The sequence below is a fragment of the Streptomyces sp. NPDC051320 genome (assembly GCF_040682175.1).
Taxonomy (GTDB): domain Bacteria; phylum Actinomycetota; class Actinomycetes; order Streptomycetales; family Streptomycetaceae; genus Streptomyces.
On sequence record NZ_JBFBAL010000001.1, the window covers coordinates 436,065 to 461,090 of the forward strand.

Annotated in this window: 25 protein-coding genes and 1 pseudogene; 10 read left to right on the plus strand and 16 right to left on the minus strand. The window is 70.2% G+C overall.

Annotation, left to right across the window (positions count from 1 at the left end):
- Positions 1 to 174: 174 nt before the first annotated feature.
- Entirely contained in the window at positions 175 to 2,271 is a 2,097-nt protein-coding gene (locus tag AB0M87_RS01980; RefSeq protein ID WP_365849314.1) for a SpoIIE family protein phosphatase, read from the plus strand.
- A 14-nt stretch (positions 2,272 to 2,285) separates the two neighbouring features.
- Here AB0M87_RS01980 and AB0M87_RS01985 read toward each other — a convergent pair whose 3' ends face one another.
- From AB0M87_RS01985 to AB0M87_RS02030, 10 genes are all read right to left on the minus strand, one after another.
- On the minus strand, positions 2,286 to 4,022 hold the full coding sequence (locus AB0M87_RS01985; RefSeq protein WP_365849315.1) for a right-handed parallel beta-helix repeat-containing protein: 1,737 nt from the start codon (positions 4,020 to 4,022) through the stop codon (positions 2,286 to 2,288).
- 59 nt (positions 4,023 to 4,081) lie between these two features.
- Entirely contained in the window at positions 4,082 to 4,831 is a 750-nt protein-coding gene (locus tag AB0M87_RS01990) for a cupin domain-containing protein (RefSeq protein ID WP_365849316.1), read from the minus strand.
- Positions 4,828 to 5,766: a PmoA family protein gene (locus AB0M87_RS01995; RefSeq protein ID WP_365849317.1), complete on the minus strand. Its 939-nt coding sequence runs from the start codon at positions 5,764 to 5,766 to the stop codon at positions 4,828 to 4,830. The genes AB0M87_RS01990 and AB0M87_RS01995 overlap by 4 nt, the downstream gene beginning before the upstream one ends.
- Positions 5,759 to 6,889: a Gfo/Idh/MocA family oxidoreductase gene (locus AB0M87_RS02000; RefSeq protein WP_365849318.1), complete on the minus strand. Its 1,131-nt coding sequence runs from the start codon at positions 6,887 to 6,889 to the stop codon at positions 5,759 to 5,761. The genes AB0M87_RS01995 and AB0M87_RS02000 overlap by 8 nt, the downstream gene beginning before the upstream one ends.
- A gap of 55 nt (positions 6,890 to 6,944) precedes the next feature.
- Positions 6,945 to 7,853 carry an ABC transporter permease subunit gene (locus tag AB0M87_RS02005; RefSeq protein ID WP_365849320.1) on the minus strand — a complete coding sequence of 303 codons (909 nt, stop codon included), beginning with the start codon at positions 7,851 to 7,853 and terminating at the stop codon, positions 6,945 to 6,947.
- Positions 7,853 to 8,767 (minus strand): ABC transporter permease subunit, encoded by a 915-nt coding sequence (locus AB0M87_RS02010; RefSeq protein WP_365849322.1) that lies wholly within the window; start codon positions 8,765 to 8,767, stop codon positions 7,853 to 7,855. Before AB0M87_RS02010 ends, AB0M87_RS02005 begins: the two co-directional genes overlap by 1 nt.
- On the minus strand, positions 8,760 to 9,887 hold the full coding sequence (locus tag AB0M87_RS02015) for an ABC transporter ATP-binding protein (RefSeq protein ID WP_365849323.1): 1,128 nt from the start codon (positions 9,885 to 9,887) through the stop codon (positions 8,760 to 8,762). Before AB0M87_RS02015 ends, AB0M87_RS02010 begins: the two co-directional genes overlap by 8 nt.
- 9 nt (positions 9,888 to 9,896) lie before the next feature.
- Positions 9,897 to 11,141, minus strand: a complete 1,245-nt coding sequence (locus AB0M87_RS02020) for an extracellular solute-binding protein (RefSeq protein ID WP_365849325.1) — start codon at positions 11,139 to 11,141, stop codon at positions 9,897 to 9,899.
- Positions 11,142 to 11,402: 261 nt separating this feature from the next.
- A complete protein-coding gene (locus AB0M87_RS02025; protein ID WP_365849326.1) occupies positions 11,403 to 12,428 on the minus strand; it encodes a LacI family DNA-binding transcriptional regulator in 1,026 nt (341 codons plus the stop codon).
- Positions 12,429 to 12,585: 157 nt separating this feature from the next.
- On the minus strand, positions 12,586 to 13,029 hold the full coding sequence (locus tag AB0M87_RS02030; RefSeq protein WP_365849327.1) for a MarR family winged helix-turn-helix transcriptional regulator: 444 nt from the start codon (positions 13,027 to 13,029) through the stop codon (positions 12,586 to 12,588).
- 130 nt (positions 13,030 to 13,159) lie between these two features.
- Here AB0M87_RS02030 and AB0M87_RS02035 point away from each other — a divergent pair, with 130 nt between their 5' ends.
- Complete coding sequence (locus AB0M87_RS02035; RefSeq protein WP_365849329.1) at positions 13,160 to 13,717, plus strand: quercetin 2,3-dioxygenase; 558 nt, start codon at positions 13,160 to 13,162, stop codon at positions 13,715 to 13,717.
- Positions 13,714 to 14,601 (plus strand): alpha/beta hydrolase, encoded by an 888-nt coding sequence (locus AB0M87_RS02040; protein ID WP_365849330.1) that lies wholly within the window; start codon positions 13,714 to 13,716, stop codon positions 14,599 to 14,601. Before AB0M87_RS02035 ends, AB0M87_RS02040 begins: the two co-directional genes overlap by 4 nt.
- A gap of 102 nt (positions 14,602 to 14,703) precedes the next feature.
- On the opposite strand, the gene AB0M87_RS02045 is transcribed toward AB0M87_RS02040, so the two are convergent.
- Positions 14,704 to 15,429, minus strand: a complete 726-nt coding sequence (locus AB0M87_RS02045; RefSeq protein WP_365849331.1) for a lytic polysaccharide monooxygenase — start codon at positions 15,427 to 15,429, stop codon at positions 14,704 to 14,706.
- A gap of 258 nt (positions 15,430 to 15,687) precedes the next feature.
- The gene (locus tag AB0M87_RS02050) at positions 15,688 to 16,242 is read right to left on the minus strand and encodes an RNA polymerase sigma factor (protein ID WP_365849332.1); all 555 of its coding nucleotides are present in this window, start codon (positions 16,240 to 16,242) and stop codon (positions 15,688 to 15,690) included.
- Between the two features lie 89 nt (positions 16,243 to 16,331).
- Here AB0M87_RS02050 and AB0M87_RS02055 point away from each other — a divergent pair, with 89 nt between their 5' ends.
- The 5 genes and pseudogenes from AB0M87_RS02055 (at position 16,332) to AB0M87_RS02075 (ending at position 20,501) form a co-directional block, all read left to right on the plus strand.
- Entirely contained in the window at positions 16,332 to 17,855 is a 1,524-nt protein-coding gene (locus AB0M87_RS02055) for a serine/threonine-protein kinase (protein WP_365849334.1), read from the plus strand.
- A gap of 172 nt (positions 17,856 to 18,027) precedes the next feature.
- Positions 18,028 to 18,777, plus strand: a complete 750-nt coding sequence (locus AB0M87_RS02060; RefSeq protein WP_365849335.1) for a DUF4232 domain-containing protein — start codon at positions 18,028 to 18,030, stop codon at positions 18,775 to 18,777.
- Positions 18,778 to 18,836: 59 nt separating this feature from the next.
- Positions 18,837 to 19,013, plus strand: a pseudogene (locus AB0M87_RS02065) (catechol 2,3-dioxygenase); the annotation flags it as partial.
- Positions 19,014 to 19,092: 79 nt separating this feature from the next.
- Positions 19,093 to 19,782: a GntR family transcriptional regulator gene (locus AB0M87_RS02070; protein WP_365849337.1), complete on the plus strand. Its 690-nt coding sequence runs from the start codon at positions 19,093 to 19,095 to the stop codon at positions 19,780 to 19,782.
- 299 nt (positions 19,783 to 20,081) lie between these two features.
- Positions 20,082 to 20,501 (plus strand): PRC-barrel domain-containing protein, encoded by a 420-nt coding sequence (locus tag AB0M87_RS02075; RefSeq protein WP_365849338.1) that lies wholly within the window; start codon positions 20,082 to 20,084, stop codon positions 20,499 to 20,501.
- A 181-nt stretch (positions 20,502 to 20,682) separates the two neighbouring features.
- Here the strand turns inward: AB0M87_RS02075 and AB0M87_RS02080 are convergent, their stop codons facing one another.
- Positions 20,683 to 21,027 (minus strand): TfoX/Sxy family protein, encoded by a 345-nt coding sequence (locus AB0M87_RS02080; protein ID WP_365849340.1) that lies wholly within the window; start codon positions 21,025 to 21,027, stop codon positions 20,683 to 20,685.
- A 487-nt stretch (positions 21,028 to 21,514) separates the two neighbouring features.
- On the opposite strand from AB0M87_RS02080, the gene AB0M87_RS02085 reads away from it, so the two are divergent.
- Positions 21,515 to 22,591: a right-handed parallel beta-helix repeat-containing protein gene (locus tag AB0M87_RS02085; protein WP_365849342.1), complete on the plus strand. Its 1,077-nt coding sequence runs from the start codon at positions 21,515 to 21,517 to the stop codon at positions 22,589 to 22,591.
- Positions 22,592 to 22,792: 201 nt separating this feature from the next.
- Positions 22,793 to 23,788, plus strand: coding sequence for a methyltransferase (locus AB0M87_RS02090; RefSeq protein ID WP_365849873.1), 996 nt, complete (start codon positions 22,793 to 22,795; stop codon positions 23,786 to 23,788).
- A gap of 75 nt (positions 23,789 to 23,863) precedes the next feature.
- Here the strand turns inward: AB0M87_RS02090 and AB0M87_RS02095 are convergent, their stop codons facing one another.
- From AB0M87_RS02095 to AB0M87_RS02105, 3 genes are all read right to left on the minus strand, one after another.
- Positions 23,864 to 24,193, minus strand: coding sequence for a TcmI family type II polyketide cyclase (locus tag AB0M87_RS02095; RefSeq protein ID WP_365849343.1), 330 nt, complete (start codon positions 24,191 to 24,193; stop codon positions 23,864 to 23,866).
- 80 nt (positions 24,194 to 24,273) lie between these two features.
- Positions 24,274 to 24,750 carry an SRPBCC family protein gene (locus AB0M87_RS02100; RefSeq protein WP_365849345.1) on the minus strand — a complete coding sequence of 159 codons (477 nt, stop codon included), beginning with the start codon at positions 24,748 to 24,750 and terminating at the stop codon, positions 24,274 to 24,276.
- 1 nt (position 24,751) lies between these two features.
- Complete coding sequence (locus tag AB0M87_RS02105) at positions 24,752 to 25,009, minus strand: acyl carrier protein (RefSeq protein WP_365849346.1); 258 nt, start codon at positions 25,007 to 25,009, stop codon at positions 24,752 to 24,754.
- Positions 25,010 to 25,026 lie beyond the last annotated feature (17 nt).

Sequence of the window (25,026 nt, forward strand, 5' to 3'; positions counted from 1 at the left end):
GCGTCGGCGGCCCGGCCGGCCCGGCGAGGGCGGCCTGCCCGGCAACACGGATCTGACCTGGCGTTTTCGCCCGGTCGTCGAGGTGCTGGACCGCGTCCGGCCGCTGCCCGCGGCGCGCCGATGTCAGCGAATGCCCCACTTGTTGGGGTACGGAGCGGGGCGCACACTGATCATATGGATCCTCGGTGGGGAGGCGAAGACTGGCCTGCGCTCGTGGAGCGTGCGTTCTGTCAGGCCTCGTTCTCGATGTCGATCTTCGACGGCACCCCTCGGTACCTGCGGCTCAACGACGTGGCCTGCCAGGTGATGGGGCTCGACGAGGAGGACCTGCGCGGCCGGACCTATCCCTATGGCGTCCCGGAGGACGTGGAGTACCTGGGCTTCCTGGAGGCGCTGCGTGACGTCGCCGCGACGGGGAAGCCCGCGCACTTCGAAAGCCACACCCGTGCACCGTCCGGAATCCGGGAGCACGCCTGGAACCTGGAGTTGTGGCCGGTCCGGGACGCGACGGGAGAGGTGTACGCGGTCGGCATGGCCGGCTTCGACAGCAGTGAGCAGCACTGGGCGCGGCAGCGCCTCGCGGTGCTCGACGAGGCCTCGGTCTCGATCGGCCGGAGTCTGGACCTGGGCCGTACCGCGCAGGAGTTGGCCGAGCTGATCATCCCGCGGTTCGCCGATTTCGCCAGTGTGGATCTGCTCGATGCGGTGATGCGCGGCGAGGAGCCCGCGCCCGGCAGCCCGGACGCGACCGTCGTCATGCGGCGGGCCGCGCACCTGTCCACCGAGCAGGGGACCCCCGAGGCGGTGATCGGGCTGGGCTACACCGACGCGTACCCGCCGTACTCGCCGCCCGCCCGGGCGCTGCACTCCGGACAGGCCGTGCTCAGTGGGAGCGGGGACCCGGATTTCGACGAGTGGATCGCGAACGTGCCGGCGCGGGCCGAGAAGATGCGCGGCTCCGTCGTCACCTCGCTGATGGCGGTGCCGCTGATCGCCCGTGGCACCACGCTGGGGGTCGCCGTGCTGCTGCGCACCCGGCCCGACACGTTCACCCAGGACGACTTCGCGCTGGCGAAGGAACTCGCCGGCCGGGCCGCCCTCTGTGTGGACAACGCCCGCCGTTACACCCGCGAGCGCACCACCGCGCTCGCCCTCCAGCAGAGCCTCCTGCCGCGTGGGCCGTCGTGGCAGCCGGCGGTGGACGTCGCCTGCCACTATCTGCCCACCGACGCGCAGGCGGGCGTGGGCGGCGACTGGTTCGACATCATCCCGCTCTCCGGTGCGCGGGTCGGCCTGGTGGTCGGCGATGTGGTCGGCCACGGCATCCAGGCTTCCGCGACGATGGGCAGGCTGCGCACCGCGGTGCAGACGCTCGCCGACGTCGACCTCCCGCCCGACGAGCTCCTGGCCCATCTCGACGACCTGGTCCTCCGGCTGGGCGGTGACGACGACACCGACGCCGACGACGTGAACCGCACCAGCACCGGTGAGACCGGAGCGACGTGCCTGTACGCGGTCTATGACCCCGTGTCGCGCATGCTGAGCGTGGCCGGCGCCGGTCACCCCCCGCCCGTACTGCTGCTGCCGGACGGCACCACGCAGGTGGTGGACGTCAGCGTCGGCCCGGTGCTCGGGGTGGGCGGCCTGCCCTTCGAGACGACGGAGCTCGAACTGCCGGAAGGCAGCCTCGTCGCCCTCTTCACGGACGGTCTTGTGGAGGCCATCGACCGGGATCCGGACCGGGGCATCGCACGGCTGCGCCAGGCGCTGGCCGCTTCGTACTCCACCCTGGAGACCCGCTGCGACCAGGTGCTTTCCACCCTGCTGCCGGCGCACCCGCGCGACGACGTCGCGCTGGTGCTGGCGCGCACCAAGGCCCTGGACTCCGACCACATCCGGGTCTGGGACCTCGCTGCCGACTTCGCGGGCGTCGCCGAGGCCCGACGGCTCGCCCTCGCCCAGCTCGACGCCTGGGGGCTGACGGAGGCCGGCTTCGTCACCGAGCTGGTGGTCAGCGAACTGGTCACCAACGCCATCCGTTACGGCAGCCAGCCGATCCAGCTCCGGCTGATCTACAACCGGACGCTCATCTGCGAGGTCTCCGACGGCAACTCGACCTCCCCGCACCTGCGCCGGGCACGGATCTTCGACGAAGGCGGCCGCGGTCTGCTCCTGGTCGCGCAGCTCACCACCCGCTGGGGCACCCGGCACACGGTGTCCGGCAAGACTATCTGGACCGAACAGGCGCTGACCCCGCTGCCGGGCGCGTGACCTGCCGACAGCCCTCAGCGGTACTCGACCGCGCCGATGTCCGGCACCCCCTGGTAGAGCCGGGCGCCGCGGTAGTCATCGCCGCCGTTGTCCGGGGTGGCGGTGCCGTTGTCGATCAGCGGGGAGCCGCGGCGGGGTGCGAAGCCCAGGGCCGTGTTCAGTTGCGGGCCGTCGGCCGCGGTGCCGTAAGGGCCTGAGACGGCCGGGTCGACGAACTCCGGGTCGCCGGTGAGGGGATGGGTGTCGGTCGCCGGGACGGGCAGGGCCGCTCCGCCGTAGAAGTTGTGGTCGTAGCCGATGGTCGGGCTGGTCGTCAGGCTCGCGTCGGCCACCGACGAGAAGAAGGCGTTGTCGCGCAGGTCGTAGTGCGAAGCCAGGGAGGACCCGTAGCCGTACACCAGGTGCTTGCTCGTCCGGTTGTGCACGGTGTTGTTGTGGACGACGGCCGAGGCTGCCTTGTCGGAGTGCAGGTAGAGCGGGTAGCGGGTGTTGCCGCTCAGGATGTTGTAGCGCACCACGACGTTGCCGAAGGAGAACTGGCACAGCAGGATGCCGTCGCCGTTGTCGTGCACGAAGTTGTACTGGATGACGACCCCGGTGGTGGCCTTGTCGGCGTCGATGCCGTTGGAGTCGGCGCCGCCCGCCTTCTGCTGCGTGCGGTACACCTCGTTGTGCTGGATCACGACGTCGTCGGAGTAGTACGTCTCGATGCCCGATGTCCCGGCGCGGTCGACGACGTTGTGATCGACCACGGCGCCGCGTACGTCGGTCAGGTACACCGCGTCGCAGCCGTAGGCAGTGCCGGCCTGGGTGAGGTAGTTGTTCCGGATGGTGACGTCGGTGTGCGGGGCGAACCTGGCGTCGGAGGCCGACGTACGGACGCCCCAGCCGGTCGATGTCGCGATGGTGTTGCCGTTCGCGTCGGTGCCGTCGCCGGTGTACTGCTTGACGACGATGCCGGCGAACGAGGTGTTGGTCACCGTCGAGTTCTCCACCACCAGGTCGTTCAGCACGGTGGGGGTGGAAGGAGGCGCGGTGATGTCCGGCACGGTGGTGTCGAACACGATGCCGCCGGTCTTCTTCGAACCGTCCCAGCCGGTCTTGAAGTGCACCCCGGGGGCGTTGCCGGTGACGGAGCCGCCGATCCAGTTGACCTGGCCGGTGACGTCGTGGACGTCGACGCCGTCGATGACGAAGTGGTCCAGCTGCCGCGAGTCGTCACCGGACACATGGATACCGCGCAGGTCCCTCAGGTTTTCGCCGGGGGTCGGGGTCGCGGGCACGGAGTTGCTGACGTCCAGGTCGTGGATCTCCCAGTACTCCTGGTTGAAGAGCCGGACGGCGTCGTCCACCGCGCCGCCTCCCTCGATCCGCGGCTTGGCACCGTGGCCGTAACTGCGAATGGTGATCGGGCGGTTCGCCGCGCCGGAGCCCTTGGGCCACAGCTGGCCCCGCCAGGTGCCCCCGGCCTTCAGCAGGATGCGGTCGCCGGGCCGGAAGGTCGTGCGGTCGACCCGGGCGAGGCTCCGCCACGCCGCGTGCGGGTCGGTGCCGGATGCGCTGTCGTGGCCGGCTGCGGCGTCGACGTAGAACGTGGTGCCGTGAGCGGGCGCGACGGGCGCGGCCCGGGACACGCCGGGCAGGGCGATCACGGACGCGGCGCCGACGGCGACCGCGGCGAGCAGGCCGGCGAGGCGTCGGCCGTTTCTCGCGGTCGGGGCGGGCAACATCGCGGTTGGTGCGTGCGACATGGGGATCCTCTCCTGGTGCGGTAGGGACCTGCGAGACACACTGCGGAACGACAAGGGGGTCACGTGTCGGGCGGACCGGCCCGTCGGATCGGGTCGTAGGCCCGTAGGAAGCCGCACATGCCCAGGGACTGCTGCGGCGGTTCGGCGATCCGGGACACCTCGGCGTGACGCAGGTGTGCCCAGTCCCCCGCTCTGAGCGCATCGATCTGCCGCAGAGTGGTCCGCGCCGCGGCGGCGGCTCCTTCCTGGACGGTCTTCTCCCAGGCCTCGAGGCGGGGCCGGACGAGCGCGGCGGCCGCCCGGTAGAAGTCGTCCAGGGCGCCGGAGTTCCCCTGCCGCCACTGCCGTTGGAGCTCGAGGAAGCCCTGTACGGCGAGGTCTCTGCGGGCACGGGCCCGATTCCGGTCCGGGCGTCCCCGTGCGTCGAGCACGGATGCGGCGGCCGGGTAGGCGCCGGGGGTGAGGTGTTCGGCGGGGAAGGTCATCACCGCGTCACCCGCTTCGGGCAGGCCGCCGTTCTGCATGACGACGACGACGCGCAGTTCGCCGTCGTTGACGGCCCGGTGGATGGTTCCGGGGGTGAACCAGACCACGTCTCCGGCCTGCAGCGTGGACTCCTGGATTCCCGCAGGGCTGAGCGTGACCAGCCGTCCCCGGCCGCCGACGACGACGTAGCACTCGGCGCACGCCAGGTGCAGGTGCGGTGATCCGCCGTGCTCGTCGTCGGCGGTGGGCCACGGATACGCCGTCAAGTGGCTCAGACCGACGGATCCCGGGAAGTCCGGGTAGCCGTCACCCGCGCCGGTCACAGCACGAACTCGGCCGCGACGGCGTCAAGTTCGGAGCGTTCCAGCCCGCGGTCGACGAACACGAAGCGGTGCGCCAGGTCCAGGGGTTCCCCCGGCTCCAGCTTGATCTCGGTGTCGAAGGCCGGCGACGGGTTGAGGCAGGCGAAGGCGCTGCTGCGGGCGAACCACTTGATCGGCACGGCGGCCGAGGACGTTCCGGCGTACGCGATGACGGTGGCGGCGCCGTCGATCTCGTCGTGTTCGCCGGTGATCGCGGCCCAGGGGGCCTCCGCGCCCATGACGGCGTCACCCTCCCGGTGGCCGGCCGCCACGAGATCGGCGCCCGTCCAGGACCGGGGACCGCGCCAGAAGAGACCGGTGTACCCGGCGTTCGCGCGGCCGTGGGTGGTGGGGCTGCCCAGCCGCAGCAGCGTGTCGTGGACGTTGACCAGGGACGTGGTGAAGTCCAGTGCCCAGATGCCGCGTTCGGTGTCCGCGCCGTGGAAGCGGATCGTGCGGGTCTCGTCGAACCACATCTCGCCGGTCGACGCGATCCAGTCCAGGCGCTGCCGCACCCTGATGTCGGGGCCCTTGGTGTCGTCGGTCCCGGTGCTGTCGGTCTCGAAGGAACGGTGCTGCTGCTGTCCGTGGTTCTTCCGCCAGACGTATCCGTGGCCGGGGGCCCCCTCCTGGAAGGTGGGGCCGCCCCAGAAATTGTCACCGGACAGGTGGGACCAGGTCATCTGCAGGCCCTTGTGCCACCGGTGGTCCCAGGGCCGGTAGACGCCCAGCGGGGCGCCGGACAGGGTGGTGAGCGGGTACAGGTACGGCTTGGGTGATTCCTCGACGGGTGTGTCCGGCCGGTACACGTAGCGGGCGATGTCGGTGCTGCCGACGGTGACGGCCAGTTCGGTTCCTGCCTCGTCGTGGCTGATCTCGAAGGGGGTGTCAGGCACGGAGTGACTCCTCACCGGTGTGCGGGCGGCCGACGAAGCCGGGAGCACCGCTCATCGAGTAGTAGAACGGGTTGTCGGGGGTGAGCTGATCCGGGGTGACCGGCCGTCCAGTGGCCGCCGACTCGTACAGGGCGGCGATGAACGCCAGTACCCGGCGGCCGTCCTCCCCGCTCGCCTCGGGGCGCCGGCCGGAGCGGAGCGCCTGCAGCAGCACCCGCAGCTGGGCGGTGTGGGAGCTGGCCTCGTCGTCGGCCGGGGCGCCGAGGTCGGCGGCGGAGTCCGTGGCGCGGTGCGGGGCGGGCGTCCACTGCCAGTTGCTGTTGTCGTATCCGTAGAGGTGGGTGAGCTCGACGGTGGCCTCGGGGAAGTCGAAGCGGAGGTAGCTCGTCTCCCGTGGCGACAGCACACTGTTGACCATGGAGACCATGGCGCCGGACGCGAAGCGGACCAGGGCCATCGAGACGTCCTCGGTCTCCACTTCCCGGGCCAGCGTTCCGGTGCTCGCCCGGACCTCGGTCCATTCGCCCATCAGGGCCAGCATGAGGTCCATCTGGTGGATCCCGTGGCCCATGCTGGGGCCACCGCCCTCGGTCTCCCACCGGCCTCGCCACGGGACGTCGTAGTACGCCGCGTCGCGGTACCACAGCGTGTGGCAGATGCCGACGAGCGGAGCGCCCAGGGATCCGGTGCGGATGTGTTCCCGCAGAGCGCGGGCGGCCGAACCGAACCGGTGCTGGAACACGTAGGACGCGTACGGACCGCCGTCGCGTTCGTGTGCGGCTATCTCGTCGTATTCGGCCACCGACAGGGTGGGCGGCTTCTCGCACCACACCCAGGCGCCCGCGTCCAGGCAGGTCACGACGGTGTCGCGGTGGGCGCCCGGCGGGGTGCACACCACGACCAGGTCCGGCTGGGCGGTGTCGAGCATCTGCCGCAGATCACCGAAGACGGCGGGGATGTCCCACCGGGCGGCGAAGGCCGCGGCGCGTTCCTCGTCGACATCGAGGACGGCCACCGTGGTGACCTCGTCACCCTGCGCGAGCAGGGCGGGCAGGTGGCTGCCTCCGGCGATGCCTCCGGCACCGACGAGGGCCACCCTGACCGGGTGATGTGGCTGTGTCATGGAGGTTCTTCCTGGGAGGTGCTCAGACAGAGGAGTGCACAGACCTGAGAGGCGCTCAGACACCGGCGTGCGCGGGGCGGGACAGGGCCTGAGCGGGGTTGGAGAAGCGCAGGCTGATGACGAGACCGATGAAGGCGATCGCCATGTAGAACACGGTCATCGCGGCCGTCAGTGCGGCCGGGGGCCCACCGGGATCGGACAGTGCGCCGAAGATGGTGACCACCAGGGTCTGGGTCTTGGCGCTGGACACGAAGAAGGTCAGTTCGAAGGACCCGAGGACGCGGACCAGGCTGAGCACGCCGGCCGCGACGATGCCGGGCACCAACAGCGGTACCAGGACCCGGGTGAACAGGCGCAGGTGGCCCGCGCCGAAGACCTTGGCAGCCTTTTCGACGTCGGGTGAGATCTGTTCGACGAAGGGGACGGTGATCAGGATGACGAGCGGCAGGATCGGTACGAGATTGACCAGAACGACGGACAACAGCGTGCCGCCGATGCCGATGCGGTACATCAGGGCGGCCAGCTGCACCGCGTAGGTCAGTGGCGGAAGGATCGCCGGGAACAGGGCGAACAGCATGATCGCCGAGCGGCCGGGGAAGCTCTTGCGGGCCAGCACGTACCCGGCCGGAACACCGATGAGCAGGGCCAGCGAAACATCGGCGAAGGCCACTTCGAAGGTGACGCGGATGGAGGACGCCAGTCCGGGGGTGTGCCAGGCCTGGCTGAACCACTTGCTGGTCAGGCCGGCCGGCAGCCAGGTCCCGCCCCAGGAGGAGGAGAGGGAGGCGACCACGACCGAGACGAGGACGGCCAGCAGCGTGCCGACGAAGAGGCCGGCGATCACCCAGGTGACGACCGCGGTGACCGTGGGCCGGGGCCTGGCGGCCCGGCTGCGGGTCGCTCGGGGCCCGGGACCGCCGGTCGCCGGGGTGGTGGCGCGTGTGGTGTGGGCGATGTGCGGCATCAGCCTTTTCCTCCGGCCGCGGGTCCCTTGTACAGGCGGCTCCGGAGCAGCACCGCCAGTCCGAGGATCAGCAGCTCGATCACGGTCAGCACGATCGCGATGGCCGACGCCTGGGTGTAGTCGGAGCGCTGCGAGGCGGCCTGGTAGATCGGGATGGTCAGCACATGGGTCTGGTTGTCCGGCTGGCCGACCAGGATCGCCGAAGGGAAGATCGCGAAGGCCTCGACCAGCGCCAGCATGAACGCCGTCAGGATGCCCGGCATGGCCAGCGGCAGGATGATCCGCCAGAAGCGCACCGCGCGGGACGCGCCGAGGGTGGCGGCCGCGTTCTCCAGGGAACGGTCGATGCCGCCGAAGAAACCCATCATCATCAGGAACGCCAGCGGCAGCGTGGTGAGCACGGCGGCGATGAAGGTGCCCCGGTAGTTGTACAGCAGGCTGCTCTGCGGCAGCCCTGCCGCCTTCAGTGCCAGGTTGACCCAGCCGTACGGCGAGAACACCCGGGGCATGCCCTGGGCGATCAGGATGCTGCCGAAGGTGATGGGCAGCATCAGCAGCAGGGTGATCAGCTTGCGGCCGCGGAAGTCCCGTCGGCACTGGTAGGCGATCGGCGCGGCGAGACCGACACTGACCACCGCCACCGGCACGGCCAGCCGCAGCGTCTTGACGATGGAGCCCACCATGTAGGGGTCGTTGAAGAAGTCACGGTAATTGGCGAACGCGCTGCCGCCGGCCTGCGGTTGGAAGGAGATCGAGATGCCGTAGACGAAGGGGTAGAGGAAGAGTCCGCCGATCACTGCCACGGTCGGCAGCAGCAACAGCAGCGACCAGTCGACACCGCGCTCGGCCAGACGGTGCTTGAGCGGCTGCCGCTCGACCGGTCCGGTGGGCGGTCGTTGGAGGAGCTCAGTCATGGGGCTCGACCGCCACGTCGGCCTCTTCCGCGCCGCCGCGGTAGACGAGGACGCGGTCCGGGGACGCACCCAGTGTGAGGACGGATCCCGCCACCACCGGCTGGTCGGTCTTCAGGTGCAGGACCGCGCCACCGTCGGTGCGTGCCCGCACCGACAGTTCACGGCCCTGGTACTCCACCACTTCGGCCAGCGCCCTGACCGAATTGCCGGTCGGGTCGGCCCCGATCGTGAGGTCCTCCGGCCGGATGGCCACCGTGACGTCCGTGCCGACCGGCACCGCGCCACCGGCCCGGTGGCTGCCTCGGATGACGGCGCCGTGCGCCCGTACCCTGACGTCGGTGCCCGGCCCGGAGTCCTCGACGCGCGCCGTGAACAGGTTGCGGTAACCCATGAACGCCGCCACATAAGCACTGGCGGGGTTGGTGTAGATCTCCTCGGGGCTGCCGGTCTGCTCCAGTCTGCCCTTGCGCAGCACCACCAGCCGGGTGGCGAGCGACAGCGCTTCCTCCTGATCGTGCGTCACGTACAGCACGGTCAGGCCGCGTTCCTGGTAGAGCCGCTTGATCTCGGTGCGCATCTCGATGCGCAGTGCGGCGTCCAGATTGGACAGCGGCTCGTCCATCAGGACGACCTCCGGCTCGATCGCCAGAGCGCGGGCGATGGCGACCCGTTGCTGCTGGCCACCGGACAGCTGCGAGGGCAGCTTGGCCGCGTGGTCCTGCAGCTGCACCAGTTTCAGCGCGGTGGTGGCGCGTGCCTGCCGCTGCGCCTTCGGCACCCGCCGCATGCTCAGTCCGAACTCGACGTTCTTCTGCACGCTCATGTGCGGGAAGAGGGCGTAGTTCTGGAAGACCATTCCGAAGCCGCGCTTCTCCGTCGCCACCGTGTCGATGCGCAGGCCGTCCCGCCAGATGGAGCCGCTGGTCAGTGGCTGCAGCCCGGCCAGGCAGGCCAGTGCTGTCGACTTTCCGCACCCGGAGGGCCCGAGCAGGGCGACGAACTCGCCCCGGGCCAGCTCCAGGTCCAGATCGGCCAGCGCGGGGGCGCCCTTGCCGTACGTTCGGGTCACTCCGCGCATCGACAGCGTCTCGAAGCCCACGACCGGTTTGTTCACCGTCATGGTCACCGCTCAGCCACCGACCTTGGACCCGATGTTGCGCTGCCACAGGTCGAAGGCCTGCTGCATGTTCGCCGGTGTCAGTGGCCTCCGCACGCTGCCCTTCTTCAGGGCGGTGGCGAAGAAGTCGGGCCGACCCCACTGCCGCATGAAACGGGTGACGTCCGAGCCCGAGTTCTCGGCCGTGACGTCCTTGTTGGCGGTGGTCAGCACCCCGGTGGTGAGGCGCTGTCGCTGGGCCTGCGGCTGCACCAGGTACCACTCCAGCTTCAGGTCGACGTACAGGGTCGATGCGCTGACGCCTTGCGGAATCATCGCGAAGTGGCCGTCGTTGATCCAGTTCTGGTTCTTGAACAGGGTGATGCCCGTGTTCGCCGGCCAGGTGCTGCTCTTCCGGTTCGCGACGTCGTGCGAGATGATCGTCGGGATGACGTCCAACTGGTTGGCGCCGAACTGCTGGGCCAGCAGGGAGGAGCTGGCCGGGTAGCTGTTGACGTACTTGCCCAGTTCCCTCAGGTACGCCCAGGTCTTGCTCCAGCCCTTGACCGGATCGGCGGGGTCCGAGTCGCCCAGCATGTACGGCAGGGCCTGGATGAACGCCCGGCCGGAACCGGAGCTCGCCGGCTGGGCGTAACTGAACTTGCCTTTGTGGGCCTTCGCCCAGGCGAGCAGAGCAGCGGGCGTGTTCGGCGCCTCGGCGGCCGGGACCGCGGAGGGTTGGTAGTCGACGAACGGGCCGTTCTGGTCATAGTTGATCAGAAGGCCGTACCCGTCCGACGACTTCTGGAAGTCGGCTCGCGGCGCGTCCTGGATGGTGGACAGATCCGGCAGTGACGCCGACTGCGCCGGCAGCTGGCGCATCAGCAGCTTCTGCTGCTGGGCCGCACCCAGGACGTCGGGGCCGCCGAGCAGCAGGGAGATGTCGACCGAGCCGCCGTTCTGCTGCGCCTTCACCTTCCCGGCGACATCGGTGGCGGCAGCGGTCTGGTAGGTGACCTCCGAGACCAGGTCCGGGTTCGCCTTCACGAAGGCGTCGATGGCCGCTCTGCCGCCGCCGGTGAGATCGCCGCCGCCGTCCAGCACGGTCAGCGAGATCGGTTTCGCCGGCTTCTTCGGGGTGATCGGATCCGACGACGCGGACGATGAACTGCCCGGCGCACCACATGCGCTGAGGACGACCGCCGCGACAACGGCGATCGCTGCGCCCGCCGCCTGCCGACCGCGTCCGCCCGGCCGTCCAACACCTCGTTCTGTCATGTCTTTCCTTCCCTCGGCACGTCGATGCGGCCAGGAGGACACCGGCTCGCGGCCGCATGGCCGGCCGAGCGGAGAAATGGGAGAGGTCGTGCGATCACCACCCGAGGTGGCGATGGCTTGAACATAGTGATCGATCACCTTTCGCGTCAAGAGTCTTGCGAATGATCGGTCACTTTTTCCACCAAAACCGCCCTGACCTGGAAAAACACCTGCGGGAGGAGTGGTCGCAAGGAGGAGTTGGGGGAGCCGACGGAACGCGACTCAGTGCGGGGCGGGCCCGCTGGAACCCCGTGGCACGAGGTCGAACAGTTTGCCGAGCTGACCCGGCGGCTGCTCCTCCCCACGGACCCGGGCCAGCAGCGACAGCATCGCCTGACGGCCCAGTGCCTCGCGGTCGTAGTTGACCGTCGACATGGTCGGTCGGAAGTACTGGGTGAACTGTTCGTTGTCCCAGCCGAAGACGCTCATCTCCTCCGGCACCCGCACCCCGCGGTCCTGGAAGCCGCGGATGACCCCCATGGCGACGTAGTCGTTGGCCGCGAACACCGCGGTGACGCCGGAGTCGGCCGGGAGTTCCCGAGCCGCTTCGTAACCGGACCGCACCGACCAGTCTCCGTGCACGATGCCGTACGACTCCAGGCCGAGCGCCTCGACGGTGTCGGCGTACACCTTGCGCCGGTTGCGCGCCGATGCCCAGTCCTGCGAACCGGCCACGTGCAGGAAACGGCGATGGCCGAGATCCGCGAGATGGCGGACGATCTCCGCGGCCGGCCGTCCGTCCGCGAGCTCGCCCTGCGCGTGCATGTTGTCGTCGTACTCCCCGAAGACCACGATCGGCGTCTGCTCGCCGGACCGGTCCGCGGCGTCGGCCAGCGGGGTGAAGGAGAGGAGACCCTCGGCCTGACCGGTGTCCAGCAGCGCGAGAGCGCCTTCCGCCCGCCGGGAAGCGTCACCCTCCAAACCGACGACATCGGTCATGTAGCCCGCTTCGTGAGCGGCAGCCGAGGCGCCCCGCAGCATCGGAATGGGGACGAAGTTCGTCAACTCCGGCAGCACGATGGCGATCCGGTTGGATCGCTGGGTGCGCATCGACCGCGCGATGAGATTCGGCCGGTAGTCGAGCTCGGCCACCGCCTGGTCGATCTTCGCCTTGGTGGCCGGCTTCATGCCGCCGTTGCCCTTGAGATACCTGGACACCGTCTGGTGGGACACACCGGCCAGCCGGGCAACCTCCCAGATGGTTGCCCGCTTCTTGCGCGTCCCCGATGCACCGGTATCGCTTGCCATGGCTCGCTGCCAATCCTTCCGCCGCCCTGATCGGAGCCCCCGGCCACGATCGGCGAGTCCCCCGGCGGGGCCAGGGGCTCGCCGCCCAACCCCCCGGGTCGGCCCGGCCGGCCAGTGTCGAGCATAGAACCTATCCAACGGGGTCCGCCGGACAGCGTCATTCCGCGCTCGGGGAGTACGGCGGGCCCCACGGCTCCTCCAGCGCCGCCCGCAGGGCATCGACCGCCTCCCGGCCGATCCGCCCGGCGAGCCGTTCCTCCAGCCGTTCCAGGATGAGGCCGGCCCTGCGGTGCGCGCGCCGTCCTTCCCCGGTACGCCGGATCAGCCGCTGCCGAGCCGATGCGGGGTCGGGAACCTGTTCGAGCAGGTGAGCGGCGATCAGACCGTGCACCGCCTGGTGCACGGTCTGCCGGGTGACGCCCATGCGCCGCGCCAACTCGGAGACGGTGGTGCCCTGCTCGTCCAGCACGGCGAAGAGCTGCGCCTGCGTCGGGGACACCGGCGTGGCACCCTCCGCCTCCAGCGCGGCCAGCAACCCCTCCTCGAACCAGCGCCGGGCGTCGCCGAGCAACTGGGGCAGATTGCGGCGGGTGGACTGCATCTCTTCCTCACGGCTGCGAGTCCCGCGGGCAGCGGGAGAGGGGGGCTGGCTCATGGCGGGGCTTGCCCGCCGACACTCTCTCATGTCAGGCTGCCTGACATTCGCGTCGACGTCGCCCCGAGGAGAAGGCATGACCATCGAGTACGCCACCCGCTACCGGCAGGCCTCCCGCATTCCGCCCGAGCCGGGCAGGCCGTACTTCATCGAGAAGGGCGAAGGGGACCGGGCTCACCTGTTCGGCGACCTGATCACCATCTACGCGGGCGGCGAGCAGACCGAGAACACCTTCAACTTCTTCACCGTCGAAGGTCCCAAGGGCGACGTCATACCGGCGCATCTGCACACCGACACCCACGAGGTCTTCTACATCACCCAGGGCGCGGTCCGGCTGTTCGTCGAGGACACCGAAGGCGTGCAGCAGGAGAAGCTGCTCACCCCCGGCGACTTCGGCTTCGTGCCCAAGAACTGCCGGCACGCCTACCGCATGGAACGTCACCACAGCCAGGTCGTCGGCGTCGCCGCCGGCCCCGGTGGCACCTTCGAGCGGTTCTTCGAGAACCTGGGCGCACCGGCGGAACGGCTCGGCCTGCCGCAGGAACCCGTCGTCCCGGAGCCGGAGAGGTTCCGGAGCGTCCCCGAGCAGTACGACGTGCGTTTCCTTCCCGAGCACCAGTGGCGGACCCGATGACGGCCACCGGGCCCTCCCTGCGGGAGCTGATCGCCGCGCCGCACCCCGACCACGCGCCGCTGCCGTCCGCCGCCGCGGTCGAGGCGGGCGTACGGGAGATGCGCGGCGTGCCGTACGGCGACGTCGAGGGCGGCCGTCCACTGGAACTCGACCTGTGGCTGCCCGGCGGCGACCGGCCCGGGCCGGTGCCGCTGGTGCTGTTCGTGCACGGTGGCGCGTGGCGCCGGGGGCGGCGCGACGACATGGGCCTGCGCACCCGCGGCTGGGCCCCCGGGCCGTTCGCGCGCCTCGCGGCGGCGGGCTTCGCCGTCGCCTGCGCCGACTACCGGCTCAGTGGCGAGGCCACCTTCCCGGCCCCGCTCGACGATCTGCGCGCCGCGCTGCGCTGGCTCACGCTGCGCGCCGCGGAACTCGGCATCGACCCCGGGCGGGCTGTGGTGTGGGGCGAGTCGGCCGGCGGACACCTGGCCTCGCTCCTCGCCCTGACGCACACCGCGCCGGCCCTGGCCGGCGCCGTGATCTGGTACGCCCCGAGCGATCTGACGGCCGCACGGGGCCGGTTCACTCCGGAGGACGCCGGCACACCCGAGGCGGCGCTGCTGGGCGCAGCCCCGGCGACCGTCCCGGAGCGCGCCCGTGCGGCCAGTCCGCTTGCCGCCGTCCGCGCCGGCGTGCCACCGTTCCTCGTCGTGCACGGCGAAGCGGACTCGATGGTGGCCCGCTCGCACGGCGAATCCCTCGCTGCGGCGCTCGATAAGGCCGGAACACCGGTCGAGCTGTGGACCGTGCCGGGCGCCGACCACGGCTGGTACGGGCTGTCCGATGCCCGGGTGGAGGAGATCTTCCTCCGCTCCCTGGGGTTCGTCAGGACGGTCACGGGGTGACGTTGCCGATCTGCGGGGTCCGGGGCATGCCGAGCCCCGCCACGGAAGGTCTTCTCCCGGGGCGGGGCGGGGCGGTGCTGGGCGCGAGCGGGCCTGCCGGTGTTACGCCGGAGTGCAGGGGCCGAGGTCCGCCCAGGCGCCCCACTGGCCGCCGGCGCCGGGGTCGTCGCCCGTCACCCACCACTTGGCGCGCCAGGTGTGGCCGTTCCGGGTGACGGTCTCGCCGCCGGTGTAGACCGTTCCGGCGTCCCAGGCCGGTGCGGTGCAGGCAGCGGGGTCCCCGCCGTTCCCGCCGCCTCCCCCGCCGCCGTTGCCGCTGATGTTCACGTCGACGCAGGCATAGAACGCGTTGGCCGTGTCGGCGATGTTCCAGACGGCGAGTACCTTCTGCCGTCCGGTGATACTGCCGAAGTTCACCTGATGGGTGACGGTCGCCCCGGGCTGGGCGCCACCGTCGTTGAACTGCGCCACCTGCCGGCCACCGACGAAGTACTGCCAACTGCTGGTGGCGTGGCGCGCCAACAGAGTCCAGGTGAAGGTGGTCGAGCTGTCGACCGGGGTGACCGTCCAGTTCTTGCTGTCGTCGTCGAGTTCGGCGTAGTCCGCGTTGCCGCCGCTGCAACTGGTCAGGCCCTTCGGCCCTTCCACGCTCTGCGGCTCGTACTTGATGGGGCCGCAGTCGACGACGCCCGCGGCGCACTGCGCCTGGCGGCTCGGGGGTGTGGAGACGTAGCCGTGGGCGCCGGCCGTGGTGGCCGGAAGACATATCGCGATGAGGGGCGCGATCCCCACACCGGTGAGGGCAGCCAGTCTTCGCCTCATGTCCATGCCAACTCCTTCGTTGTCGAGGCCGCCACCCCAGGTCTAGACCATACTCATGGCCGGGTCTCCGTCAAGGGAGCCAACGCTCCCCACGCGGTGTGTCAGAAGCGCGTGAAGCAGAGGTGCGTCGCTCACGGGCGCGTCGGTCACAGGCGCCTCGGTCACAGGCGCGTCGGTCGGAGGCGCCGCCACAGGGCCGCCACGTTCGGCGGCTCCCAGCCGGTCATCGAGGTGTGGCGTGCTCAGGGTGAGGTGGAAGGCGTCTCAGGACGAGGCGGAAAGCCACGGCCGGATCTGGCGCCTGGCGTGGTACAGGCGGGACTTGACCGTGCCGAGCGGGATGCCGGTACGCTCCGCGATCTCCTCGTAGTCCATCTGGCAGATGTCCCGGTAGACCAGTGGCGCCACCAGGTGCGGGCTGTCGCGTTCCAGCCTTTCCAGAGCGTCCAGCAGGTCCACCCGGGAGCCGGCGATCACGCTGGTCGTGCGGGGATCGGGACGGGCGGAGTCCTCCGGGGCCATCGGCTGTTCCACCGCCGACCGTTTCAGCTCCCGGTACTTCTGGCGGGCGCAGTTGGCGACCACGGTGTACAGCCAGGTGCTGAACCGGCTGCGGCCCTCGAAGCGCCCGATGTTCCGCGCGACCTGCAGCAGGGCGTCCTGGGCCGCCTCCTCGGCGTCCTCCTGGTACAACAGGAACCGCCCGCAGCGGCGGACCACCTCGGGGCGGATCGCCCCCAGCAGTTGATCGAGGGCGCCCGCGTCACCGGCCGCGGCGCGCACGGCGAGTGCCTCGGTGTCGTCGTCGGGCGGGGTCACGCGGGCCACCGGCGGCGGGTCGGCCGCCGGCCGGGCCCGGGGAGCAGCCCCTGCGTCGGCTGTGCAGTCATCCAGGCATCATAAGGGGCATGCCCTTCCCTGATCAGATCGGCCGTTACCGCGTCGAGCGGCGCCTCGGCGCCGGTGCCTTCGGCGTGGTGTGGCTGGCCCACGACGACCGGCTCGAAGCCCCCGTCGCGATCAAGGTGATGGCCGAGAACTGGGCCTTCCGGATGGACATCCGCGAACGTTTCCTGACCGAGGCCCGCCTGCTGCGCCGGGCCACCGCCGGCGGCGTGGTGCAGGTCTTCGACATCGGCGAACTGCCGGACGAACGGCCCTATTTCGTCATGGAGTACGCCGACCGCGGCACCGTGGAGGACCGGATGACGGCCGGCCCGGTGGCGTTGCCCGAGGCCCTCGGTCTCACCGCACGGGCCGCCCGCGGAGTCTCCGCGCTGTACGAGGCGGGCATCGTCCACCGGGACATCAAACCGTCGAACATCCTGCTGGCCGGGGGCGGAACCGCGGGGCGCGAACGGGTCCTGGTCGCCGACCTCGGTCTCGCCAAGACACTCGCCCAGGCATCGGGACTGACCGTGGTCGCCGGCTCGGCGGGATACATGGCCCCGGAGCAGGCCGAACCGTTCGACGGCATCGACGGCCGCGCCGACGTCTACAGCCTGGGCGCGGTGCTCTACCGCCTGGTGACCGGCGCGGCGCCCGGCTCACCAGGGAAGGTGATCGAACCGGAACGGGTACGTCCCGGCCTGCCGCCCGCGCTGAACAGCGCCGTACTGCGCGCGATGGAACCCGACCGCGAACGGCGCTGGCCCACGGCAGCCGCCTTCGCCGACGAACTCGACCGGATCGCCGCGGCGATCCCCGTGGCAGCGGTGCGGAGCCCCGAGCGGGAATCTCGGATCGGGGCAACTCAGGTCCGGGAGACGCCGGTTCCTGAGCCGCACCCGTCGGCCAAGCGGCCCGCGACGGCAGCGGTGGCCGTACCGGAACCACCATCGGGGAGGCGGACACCGGGCCGCCGCGGGAAGGCCATCGCGGCGGGGGCAGCGGCGGTCGTACTCCTCGGTGCGGGGACGGTCGCCGCCGTGGAAATGCAGGGCCGGCCCACCACCCCCACCGAGATCCGGGTGACTGACGCGACGAAGCGGATCAGTTTCGAGATGCCGTCCGCGTGGGCCGAGGAGCAGGTCGGCTCGGGCTGGGACCCCACCGTGCTGGGCCTGCGGACCCACCACCAGCCCGGTCTGACCGTCGCCCAGGACGTGAGCCGCTGGCCGGACCTGACCACGGCGGTCAGCGGCGTCTTCGTCGGAATCGGCGCATCCGGCGGCGGGCTGGCGCAGAAGGCCGAGACCATCGGGCACAACGACTGTACGTACCACGGCAGCCGTGCCTTCACGAGCGACGCCTGGCACGGCCGGGTCCGCACCTGGTCGCCCTGTGACACCGCCGGGCAGTCCCTGGAGGAGATCGGCCTCACCGCCACGCGCGGCGGGGGACCCGAGGTCTACGCACAGATCCGCTGCGACCAGGACTGCGCCGAGAGAACCGACCGCATACTCCGCAGCCTGCGGGTTACCGGCTCCTGAGACCGCAGGACCAGCCGGACCCGGAAACCGGACGCAAGACCGGACGCAAGAAAACCGGACGCAGAAACCGGACGCAGAAAAAGGCACCGCCTTCTCGTGAACTTTTCGACCGGGGCGGTCATCGAAGCTTGTGTACAGCGCGAAGAACGAGCAGAAAAAGCGAGGGGCAGCCATGACACAGCACCAGGACCCGACGCCCGCCGGGCAGCAGCAGACGGTATCGAGTCGGCGCACCGCCAGGTGCTTCCGGATCGTCGCGGGCGCCACCGTGGTCCTGGCGGCGACAGCCCTGCTGACCGGTTGTGGGGACAAGAAGTCGGGGGCCGCCGCGCCGCAGAGCGTCAAGGGCAGTGCGGCGCCCGCCTCCGGTGACGCGACGGCCGACCAGTCACAGTCCGGCAGCTCCACCCCTACGGCTTCGTCGAAGAGCGACGGGGGAACCGCTTCTGCCTCGGCCTCCCGTGACACCGGTACCGGCACCCCGGCGTCGGAGTCCGCCGGCAGCGGGCGCTGCCACACCTCCGGCCTGAAAGTCGCGGTGGGCCCGAACCACCCGGGCGCGGGCCAGGAGAACTTCGCCCTCGTGCTGACCAACCGCTCCGGCCACAGCTGCACTGTCCACGGCTATCCCGGCATGGCCTTCGTCAACAGCAAGGGCCAGGAGGTCTCCGTCAACCCGGAGCGCACCGGCGGAACGAAGAACACCGTCAAGCTCGCCCCCGGCAAGAGCGCATGGGCTGCTCTCTCCTTCAGCAACCCGGAGATGACCGGTGTCACCACGGTCACGCCGGCTGCGGTCGAGATCACCCCGCCGGACGAGACCGCGTCCCTCAAGGTGGCCTGGTCCGGCGGCCCCGTCACCAACACCGGCAAGGCGTCGGTACCCAAGGTCGGCCCCTTCAGCGCCGGCACCGGGGCCTGACACCGGTCCGGTGCCGTGCGGCCCGGGCGTCAGGCAGCGGCGGGATCCGTCTACGAGCCGGCGGCAACCGGATCGAGCTCCGCAACCCGCTCACCCGCCCGGTGCTCGCACCGGGCTGGGAGACCATCACCTGGACCGAGGCCGAGCGTACGAAGGGGCAGGCCTGGGGGCTGAAGACCATCGAGTCCTTCCACACCCACGGCACCCCGCCGGTGGAGCCGCCGATCGCGCTGTGACACCGCCGTTAGGGCGCCAACGCGGGGGCACCGACTACCCTGCACTGACAATATTGTCGCCAATGCAGGGGTGCGCTCCATGGCAGCAGCAGCGGGCACGACCGGGTCGGTCGAGTCGGCCGACCCGGTCAAGCCCACGGTTGCTCACGTCATCCGCCAGGCAATCACCAGCGGGGAGTTCGGCCCCAACCAGCGACTGGTCGAAGCCGAACTGTCCCAGCAGTTCGGCGCCGGCCGGGCCGCCGTCAGGAACGCCCTGGCGCAGTTGACGACCGAAGGACTCGTCGAGCACATCCCGAACCGCGGTGCCCGCGTCCGCGCCGTGTCGCTCGCCGAGGCCATCGAGATCACCGAGGTCCGCATGGCCCTGGAAGGTCTGTGCGCGGCCAGGGCGGCGGAGCGGGCCACCGACGAGGACCGCGTCGAACTGCGCGAGATCGGCGCCCGAATGCAGCAGGCCGTCGCCACCGGCGACGTGTTCGGGTACTCCGATCTCAACCGGGAACTGCACAGCCGGATCCTGGCCATCAGCGGGCAGAACACCGCCTCCGCCGTACTGGAACGCCTGCACGGACAGAACGTCCGCCACCAGTTCCGCCTGGCCATGCACCCGGGCCGCCCCCACGTTTCGCTGCCGCAGCACCTCGCCGTCATCGAGGCGCTGTGCACGGCGGACTCCGCAGCGGCAGAGAGCGCCATGCGGGCCCACCTGCACAGCGTCATCGAAACACTGCCCGAGGTGGACAAGTCGAGGCCGTTCCGCCCGTAACGGACGGGCCGTCCCAGCCGGTACGGGGGGAGCACATCGGTGCGCCCAGCTGCCGTTGTTGCCCGAGGTGATGGCGTTGAGCTGGTCGGTGTGCGCGTACGGGTCGTCCACCGGGTCGTCGTTGGCTCCCCGGGGCGCCTTCCTGATGGACTGTCGGGCGACGGGACACGCGTCCGTACGTACCAGTAGGTACAGAGCCGGCCGACGACGGCGATTGCCACCTGGCGTGCCGGGTAGGCGACGGTTGCCGGACTACGGAACGCCTGGCTTCTGGCATCCGAAGAGCAAGGAGACCGCAGATGACGACCGACAGCGCGCCGATCCTCAGCAAACTCGGTGATTCCCGGCAGACGGTGGAAACCGCTGAAGAAGACATCCGCGGACGCACGGTGACGGACACCGACGGGAACGACATCGGGAAGGTCGAGGATCTTCTGATCGACGACGCGGAACACCGGGTCCGCTTCCTGCTCGTCGCGCACGGCGGCTTTCTGGGATTCGGCGAGACCAAGTCCTTCATCCCCGTCGAAGCCCTGACGCGCATCACCGGCGAGCAGGTGTTCATCGACAAGTCCCGTGAGCACGTGGCCGGGGCTCCCGTGTACGACCCGGGGCTGGCCGACAAGCCGGAGCATTACTCCGATGTGTACGGCTACTACGGTTACCTGCCGTTCTGGGGAGCCGGGTACATCTACCCCGGCTTTCCCTACCGGCGGTAGAGAAAGCGGGGGCGATGCCGCCGCGCGGCGGGCTCCCTCGACATGCCGGCTCGGCGGGGTGTGGCTCGCTCCGACGTGTCGACCGATCCATTCCCGGGGCGGGTTCGGGACGGTCCTGATCCACCGGGCCCCGTCGATGGCCCGGGGATCACCCGAGGGGCAGCCGGCGGAGGTCCCGGCCTCAGCCGGCGCTGCCGCTCCTGCCCTTCCGGTTGTACGTGAGCGCTTCCTCGATCCAGGAGTCGAAAGCCTCGTCCGACTCCGTGCCGTAGGCGTCGACCACGATCCAGCCCCGGCTCATCTTGCGGCCGCGCATGTCCGGCCAGGCAGCTCCCTCGCGATCCAGCAGTTCCTCGACCCGGTCCGGATCGCAGCGGACCATGAGCCGGCCGTGAGTGTCGGCCGTGGCCGTCGCCTTGTCGTTGACCATGAAGGTGACTCCCCCGAACATCCTCACCTCCCGGACCGGGGTCTCGCCCGACAGGGCGTCGCGGATGCGGTCTGCCAGTTCTTTGTCGTATGCCATCGTTCGGAAGGCCTCCTGGACCGTGGCGACAACTGGACCGTGGCGACACGAGGGGAAGCGCTGGGCCCCGCTCCATCCGCGGAGTCCACCATGGTAGAGGGCGGCCCGACGGACCCCGGGTGACGCCGCCGTCGGCGCGGAACGTGGCCGCCCGCCGGCGTCGACGTCCGGGTGGCGCAGCTGCGGGGCTCCGGGCGGCCCGAAGCGTGACCTCGGCGCCGCGCCCAGCAGTGGTCTCCCGGAGCGCCTCGACCGGATGGCGCACAGCCCGCACCGCCGGGAGGCTGAACCTGCATGTATGACGGCGAAGGCCGTTTCGTCGTCGACCATACGCCCTTCGAGGCGTCCCACCGCCAGGCACGGGCCCCGCCGTAACGGGCAGTCAGGTGCGGGCCGGGTCCTGGTCCGGAACTTCCGATAATCGCCCGTAGTATCCATAGGGTTACCCCGTGTGGCAGTGTGGGGTGATTGCTCATAGTTTCAGCTCATGACGAAACGACACCTCAAGCTCCTCGCATGCATGGCCGTCGCCGCCGGAACCTCGCTGGGCGCCGCACCGCCGTTCGCCTCCGCCACCCCCTCGATCGGGGCGCGTGTGGTGCATCCCGGGCAGTCCATCCAGGCGGCGGTGAACGCCGCACAGCCCGGCGACACCGTGTACATCGCGCCCGGCACCTACCGGGAGAGCGTTCTGATCACCAAGCCGGGTCTCACCCTGATGGGCGGGGGCGCGCAAACGGTCCTGATGCCCGGAACCAGGATGACGAAGCCCGCCCAGAGCTGCGCCGAACTGGGCAGCGGCATCTGCGTGATCGGTACCGCGGACAAACCAGTCACCGGGGTGCACATCCGCTCGCTGACCCTGTCGGGCTTCAAGAAGAACGGTGTCTGGGCCTCCGGGACCGACGGACTGAACGTCCGGCAGGTGGTGGCCGAGAAGAACGGTACGTGGGGCATCGCTCAGGAGAAGTCCGTACGCGGTGTGTTCCGTGACAACACCGTTCGGGGCAACGGCGACTCCGGGATCATGATCGCGAACGTGGTCCAGAGCGAGGGCAGCGCCACCGACACGATGGGCACCGTGGTGCGGGACAACCGACTGGAGGACAACCGGATCGGCGTCACCCTGCGGCGGGTCAGGAATCTCTCGGTCACGGACAACGAGGTCACCGGAAACTGCGGCGGCGTCTTCGTGGTGGGTGACGAGAACAAGCCGACCGCGGGTGAGATGACCATCAGCGACAACTGGGTCCACCACAACAACAAGTCCTGCCCCGCCACCGCCCGGATGCCCGCACTGCAGGGCGCCGGAATCGTCCTCACCGGTTCGCAGGGCACCCTGGTGCGCTCCAACACCGTCGAGGACAACGTGGGGACCTCGCCCTACGCGGGCGGTGTGGTGCTCTTCAAGAGCTTCGTGGGGGCGGCCAACACCGACAACGTCGTCAGGGACAACGTCGTGCAGCGCAACAAGCCCGCCGACCTGGCCGGCGCCGACAACGGATCGGGCAACACCTTCGAGCGCAACCGCTGCGGGGCGTCCAAGCCGACCGGAATGTGCTGACCGTTGCCCGCGCCGCTCGCCCGTCTCAAGGAGAAGCGAAGACGTATGACCACAGCGAGTCCCACCTCCGCAAGTCCCGGAGCGACCTGCACCTGCTCCCCGGGCGACAAGCCGGCCGTGGCCGGTGACCGGGTGGCCGGCGCACAGGCGGCCACCACTCTGCAAGCCGGCACCGAGCCGCCCGGCGCCGCCCAGCCGGCCATGCGGCTGCGGGAGCTGGCCTTCGGTGCGGCGGCGGCCGCGGCCGTGCGGGCGGCAGCGCGGCTGGGTGTCGCGGACGCGCTCACCGGGTCGTCCGCCACCGTGGACGACCTGGCAGCGGCCGTGCGCACCGAGCCGGCGCCGCTCCGGCGTCTGCTGCGCGCCCTGTCCTGTTACGGCGTGTTCGCCGAGAACGCGGACGGCGCCTTCGTACACACCGACATGTCCCGGCTGCTGCGGGACGACGACCCGCAGAGCCTGCGCTACATCGCCCTGTGGTGCACCGAACCCTGGACCTGGGACGTCTGGCCGCGGCTCGACGAGGCGGTGCGGTCCGGGTCGAGTGTCTTCCGCGAGGTGTTCGGCAAGGAGTTCTTCGACCATCTGCACGAGGATGCGGCCGAGTCGGCGCAGGTCTTCAACCGGGCGATGACCACGTCCAGCATGCAGTCGGCGCTGGACGTCGCCGCACTGCTCGACCTGACGGGCGTCGCCACGGTCGTGGACATCGGCGGCGGCCAGGGGCACGTGCTGGCGAGTCTGCTGGAGAAGCACCCGGAGGTGCACGGGACGCTGCTGGACCTGCCGGGGGTGGTGGCGCGGGCGGATTCCCGGCTGCGTGACGGGGGTTCCCTCAGCGACCGGATCCGTATCGTCGCCGGGGACTGCCGGCAGGACATCCCGGTCGACGCCGACCTCTACATCGTCAAGAACATTCTGGAGTGGGACGACGAGAGCACCCGAAAGACGCTGCGGAACGTCATCGCGGTGGCCCGTCCAGGGGCCCGGGTCGTGATCATCGAGAATCTCGTCGACGACAGCCCGTCGATGCGATTCACCACCGCCATGGACCTGCTTCTACTGCTCAATGTGGGCGGAGCGAAGCACACCCGGCAGAGCCTGGTGGACCGGATCACCGAGGCCGGACTGGCGGTCGGGGAGATCCAGCCGGTCAATGCCTATCTGCACGCCTTCGAGTGCACCGTGCCGGTCTGAGCAACCCGACAGGCGGCCCACGCCGCAACGCCCCGGTCCCGGCGCAGAGCCGGAACCGGGGCGTTGCGGCGTGTGTCAGGCCGCGCCGCGCTCCCACCGGTAGAACTCGTGGGCCATCGCGTCCTTCGGGCTCCGCCAGGTCTCCGGGTCGTAAGGGCTGATGTACGCGGAGAGCTGGTCGCTGATGTTCTGGAAGGCCGGCGTCCGGGTCACCTTCGCGATCTCGGGCCCCGGAGGGTTCTCCGACTCGATCAGGTGCATGTACACGTCGCCGAACTGGAAGAGGCTGCGCCGGGTGACCCCGACCAGATGAGGCAGCTCACCTCGGTCGGAGGCCTCGAAGAGCTTGGCGATGTCGGGCGCGGAGCCCGGCGCCATACGGGCGACGATCAGGGCCTGGTGCATGGGTGGTGTTCCCTTCGTGTTCCGTCCGAGCGCCGCCCCCGCGCGGGCGGGGGCGGCGGCGTCAGTGGGGGCGGCGGGGCTCAGCGGCGCGAGGGCTCGGGGCGGCGCTCGCGGTCGCGCTGCTCGATCTTGTCGCGGATCAGGCCCATCTGGACGACCGAGTTGCGGTTGATGTTGTCGGCCATCCAGTCGTCGTCGACCGGCGCGTCCGGCTTCATCGCGAAGTCCTGCGTCCAGCGCATCCGGGTGCCGTCCACGACTTCGGTGTACTCCCAGCGGATGTCCATGAAGTCGAACGGGCCGGTCTCGACCCGGCGCGCCACGACGGTGTGTGAGGCGCGGTTGACGGTGCGCTCGGACACCCAGCTCCAGACCTTGCCGTTGTCGTCCGGGTGCATGGTGAGGCGGAAGGTGGTGGTGTTCCCCTCGTCGGCGAGGATCTCGATGGCCGCGTACTCGCTGAACAGCTCCGGCCAGTGCTCCAGATCGTTGGTCACGTCCCAGACGAGGTCCAGCGGGGCCGCGATGACGATTTCGTTCTCGGTGTGTGCGGGCATGTCAGGCTCCCATCAGCAGCGCGTCGTTGACCATGTCGATGAACTCCGCGGGCGACTTGCACTTGTCCGCGTCGGGCGGCAGCGCTCGTCCGTGCCGGTTCTCGAGCTCGCCGACGATGCCGAGGAGGCCGAGGGAGTCGAGGCCGAAGTCGCTGAACTTGGCCTGCGTACGGTTCTCGAGCTCGTCCGGGTCGACGGTGATGCCCGCGCTCTTCTTCATCAGCAGGGCCAGTTCCTGGTAGTCGAGTTCAGGGGTCATGAGGGTTTCCTTTTCTG

What these genes read in the sequence shown, in the direction of transcription:
- AB0M87_RS01980 (WP_365849314.1), top strand. Translation starts at nt 175, where the DNA reads ATGGATCCTCGGTGGGGAGGCGAAGACTGGCCTGCGCTCGTGGAGCGT.
- AB0M87_RS01985 (WP_365849315.1), bottom strand. Translation starts at nt 4,022, where the DNA reads ATGTCGCACGCACCAACCGCGATGTTGCCCGCCCCGACCGCGAGAAAC.
- AB0M87_RS02000 (WP_365849318.1), bottom strand. Translation starts at nt 6,889, where the DNA reads ATGACACAGCCACATCACCCGGTCAGGGTGGCCCTCGTCGGTGCCGGA.
- AB0M87_RS02005 (WP_365849320.1), bottom strand. Translation starts at nt 7,853, where the DNA reads ATGCCGCACATCGCCCACACCACACGCGCCACCACCCCGGCGACCGGC.
- AB0M87_RS02010 (WP_365849322.1), bottom strand. Translation starts at nt 8,767, where the DNA reads ATGACTGAGCTCCTCCAACGACCGCCCACCGGACCGGTCGAGCGGCAG.
- AB0M87_RS02015 (WP_365849323.1), bottom strand. Translation starts at nt 9,887, where the DNA reads ATGACGGTGAACAAACCGGTCGTGGGCTTCGAGACGCTGTCGATGCGC.
- AB0M87_RS02020 (WP_365849325.1), bottom strand. Translation starts at nt 11,141, where the DNA reads ATGACAGAACGAGGTGTTGGACGGCCGGGCGGACGCGGTCGGCAGGCG.
- AB0M87_RS02025 (WP_365849326.1), bottom strand. Translation starts at nt 12,428, where the DNA reads ATGGCAAGCGATACCGGTGCATCGGGGACGCGCAAGAAGCGGGCAACC.
- AB0M87_RS02030 (WP_365849327.1), bottom strand. Translation starts at nt 13,029, where the DNA reads ATGCAGTCCACCCGCCGCAATCTGCCCCAGTTGCTCGGCGACGCCCGG.
- AB0M87_RS02035 (WP_365849329.1), top strand. Translation starts at nt 13,160, where the DNA reads ATGACCATCGAGTACGCCACCCGCTACCGGCAGGCCTCCCGCATTCCG.
- AB0M87_RS02040 (WP_365849330.1), top strand. Translation starts at nt 13,714, where the DNA reads ATGACGGCCACCGGGCCCTCCCTGCGGGAGCTGATCGCCGCGCCGCAC.
- AB0M87_RS02045 (WP_365849331.1), bottom strand. Translation starts at nt 15,429, where the DNA reads ATGGACATGAGGCGAAGACTGGCTGCCCTCACCGGTGTGGGGATCGCG.
- AB0M87_RS02055 (WP_365849334.1), top strand. Translation starts at nt 16,332, where the DNA reads ATGCCCTTCCCTGATCAGATCGGCCGTTACCGCGTCGAGCGGCGCCTC.
- AB0M87_RS02060 (WP_365849335.1), top strand. Translation starts at nt 18,028, where the DNA reads ATGACACAGCACCAGGACCCGACGCCCGCCGGGCAGCAGCAGACGGTA.
- AB0M87_RS02070 (WP_365849337.1), top strand. Translation starts at nt 19,093, where the DNA reads ATGGCAGCAGCAGCGGGCACGACCGGGTCGGTCGAGTCGGCCGACCCG.
- AB0M87_RS02075 (WP_365849338.1), top strand. Translation starts at nt 20,082, where the DNA reads ATGACGACCGACAGCGCGCCGATCCTCAGCAAACTCGGTGATTCCCGG.
- AB0M87_RS02080 (WP_365849340.1), bottom strand. Translation starts at nt 21,027, where the DNA reads ATGGCATACGACAAAGAACTGGCAGACCGCATCCGCGACGCCCTGTCG.
- AB0M87_RS02085 (WP_365849342.1), top strand. Translation starts at nt 21,515, where the DNA reads ATGACGAAACGACACCTCAAGCTCCTCGCATGCATGGCCGTCGCCGCC.
- AB0M87_RS02090 (WP_365849873.1), top strand. Translation starts at nt 22,793, where the DNA reads ATGCGGCTGCGGGAGCTGGCCTTCGGTGCGGCGGCGGCCGCGGCCGTG.
- AB0M87_RS02095 (WP_365849343.1), bottom strand. Translation starts at nt 24,193, where the DNA reads ATGCACCAGGCCCTGATCGTCGCCCGTATGGCGCCGGGCTCCGCGCCC.
- AB0M87_RS02100 (WP_365849345.1), bottom strand. Translation starts at nt 24,750, where the DNA reads ATGCCCGCACACACCGAGAACGAAATCGTCATCGCGGCCCCGCTGGAC.
- AB0M87_RS02105 (WP_365849346.1), bottom strand. Translation starts at nt 25,009, where the DNA reads ATGACCCCTGAACTCGACTACCAGGAACTGGCCCTGCTGATGAAGAAG.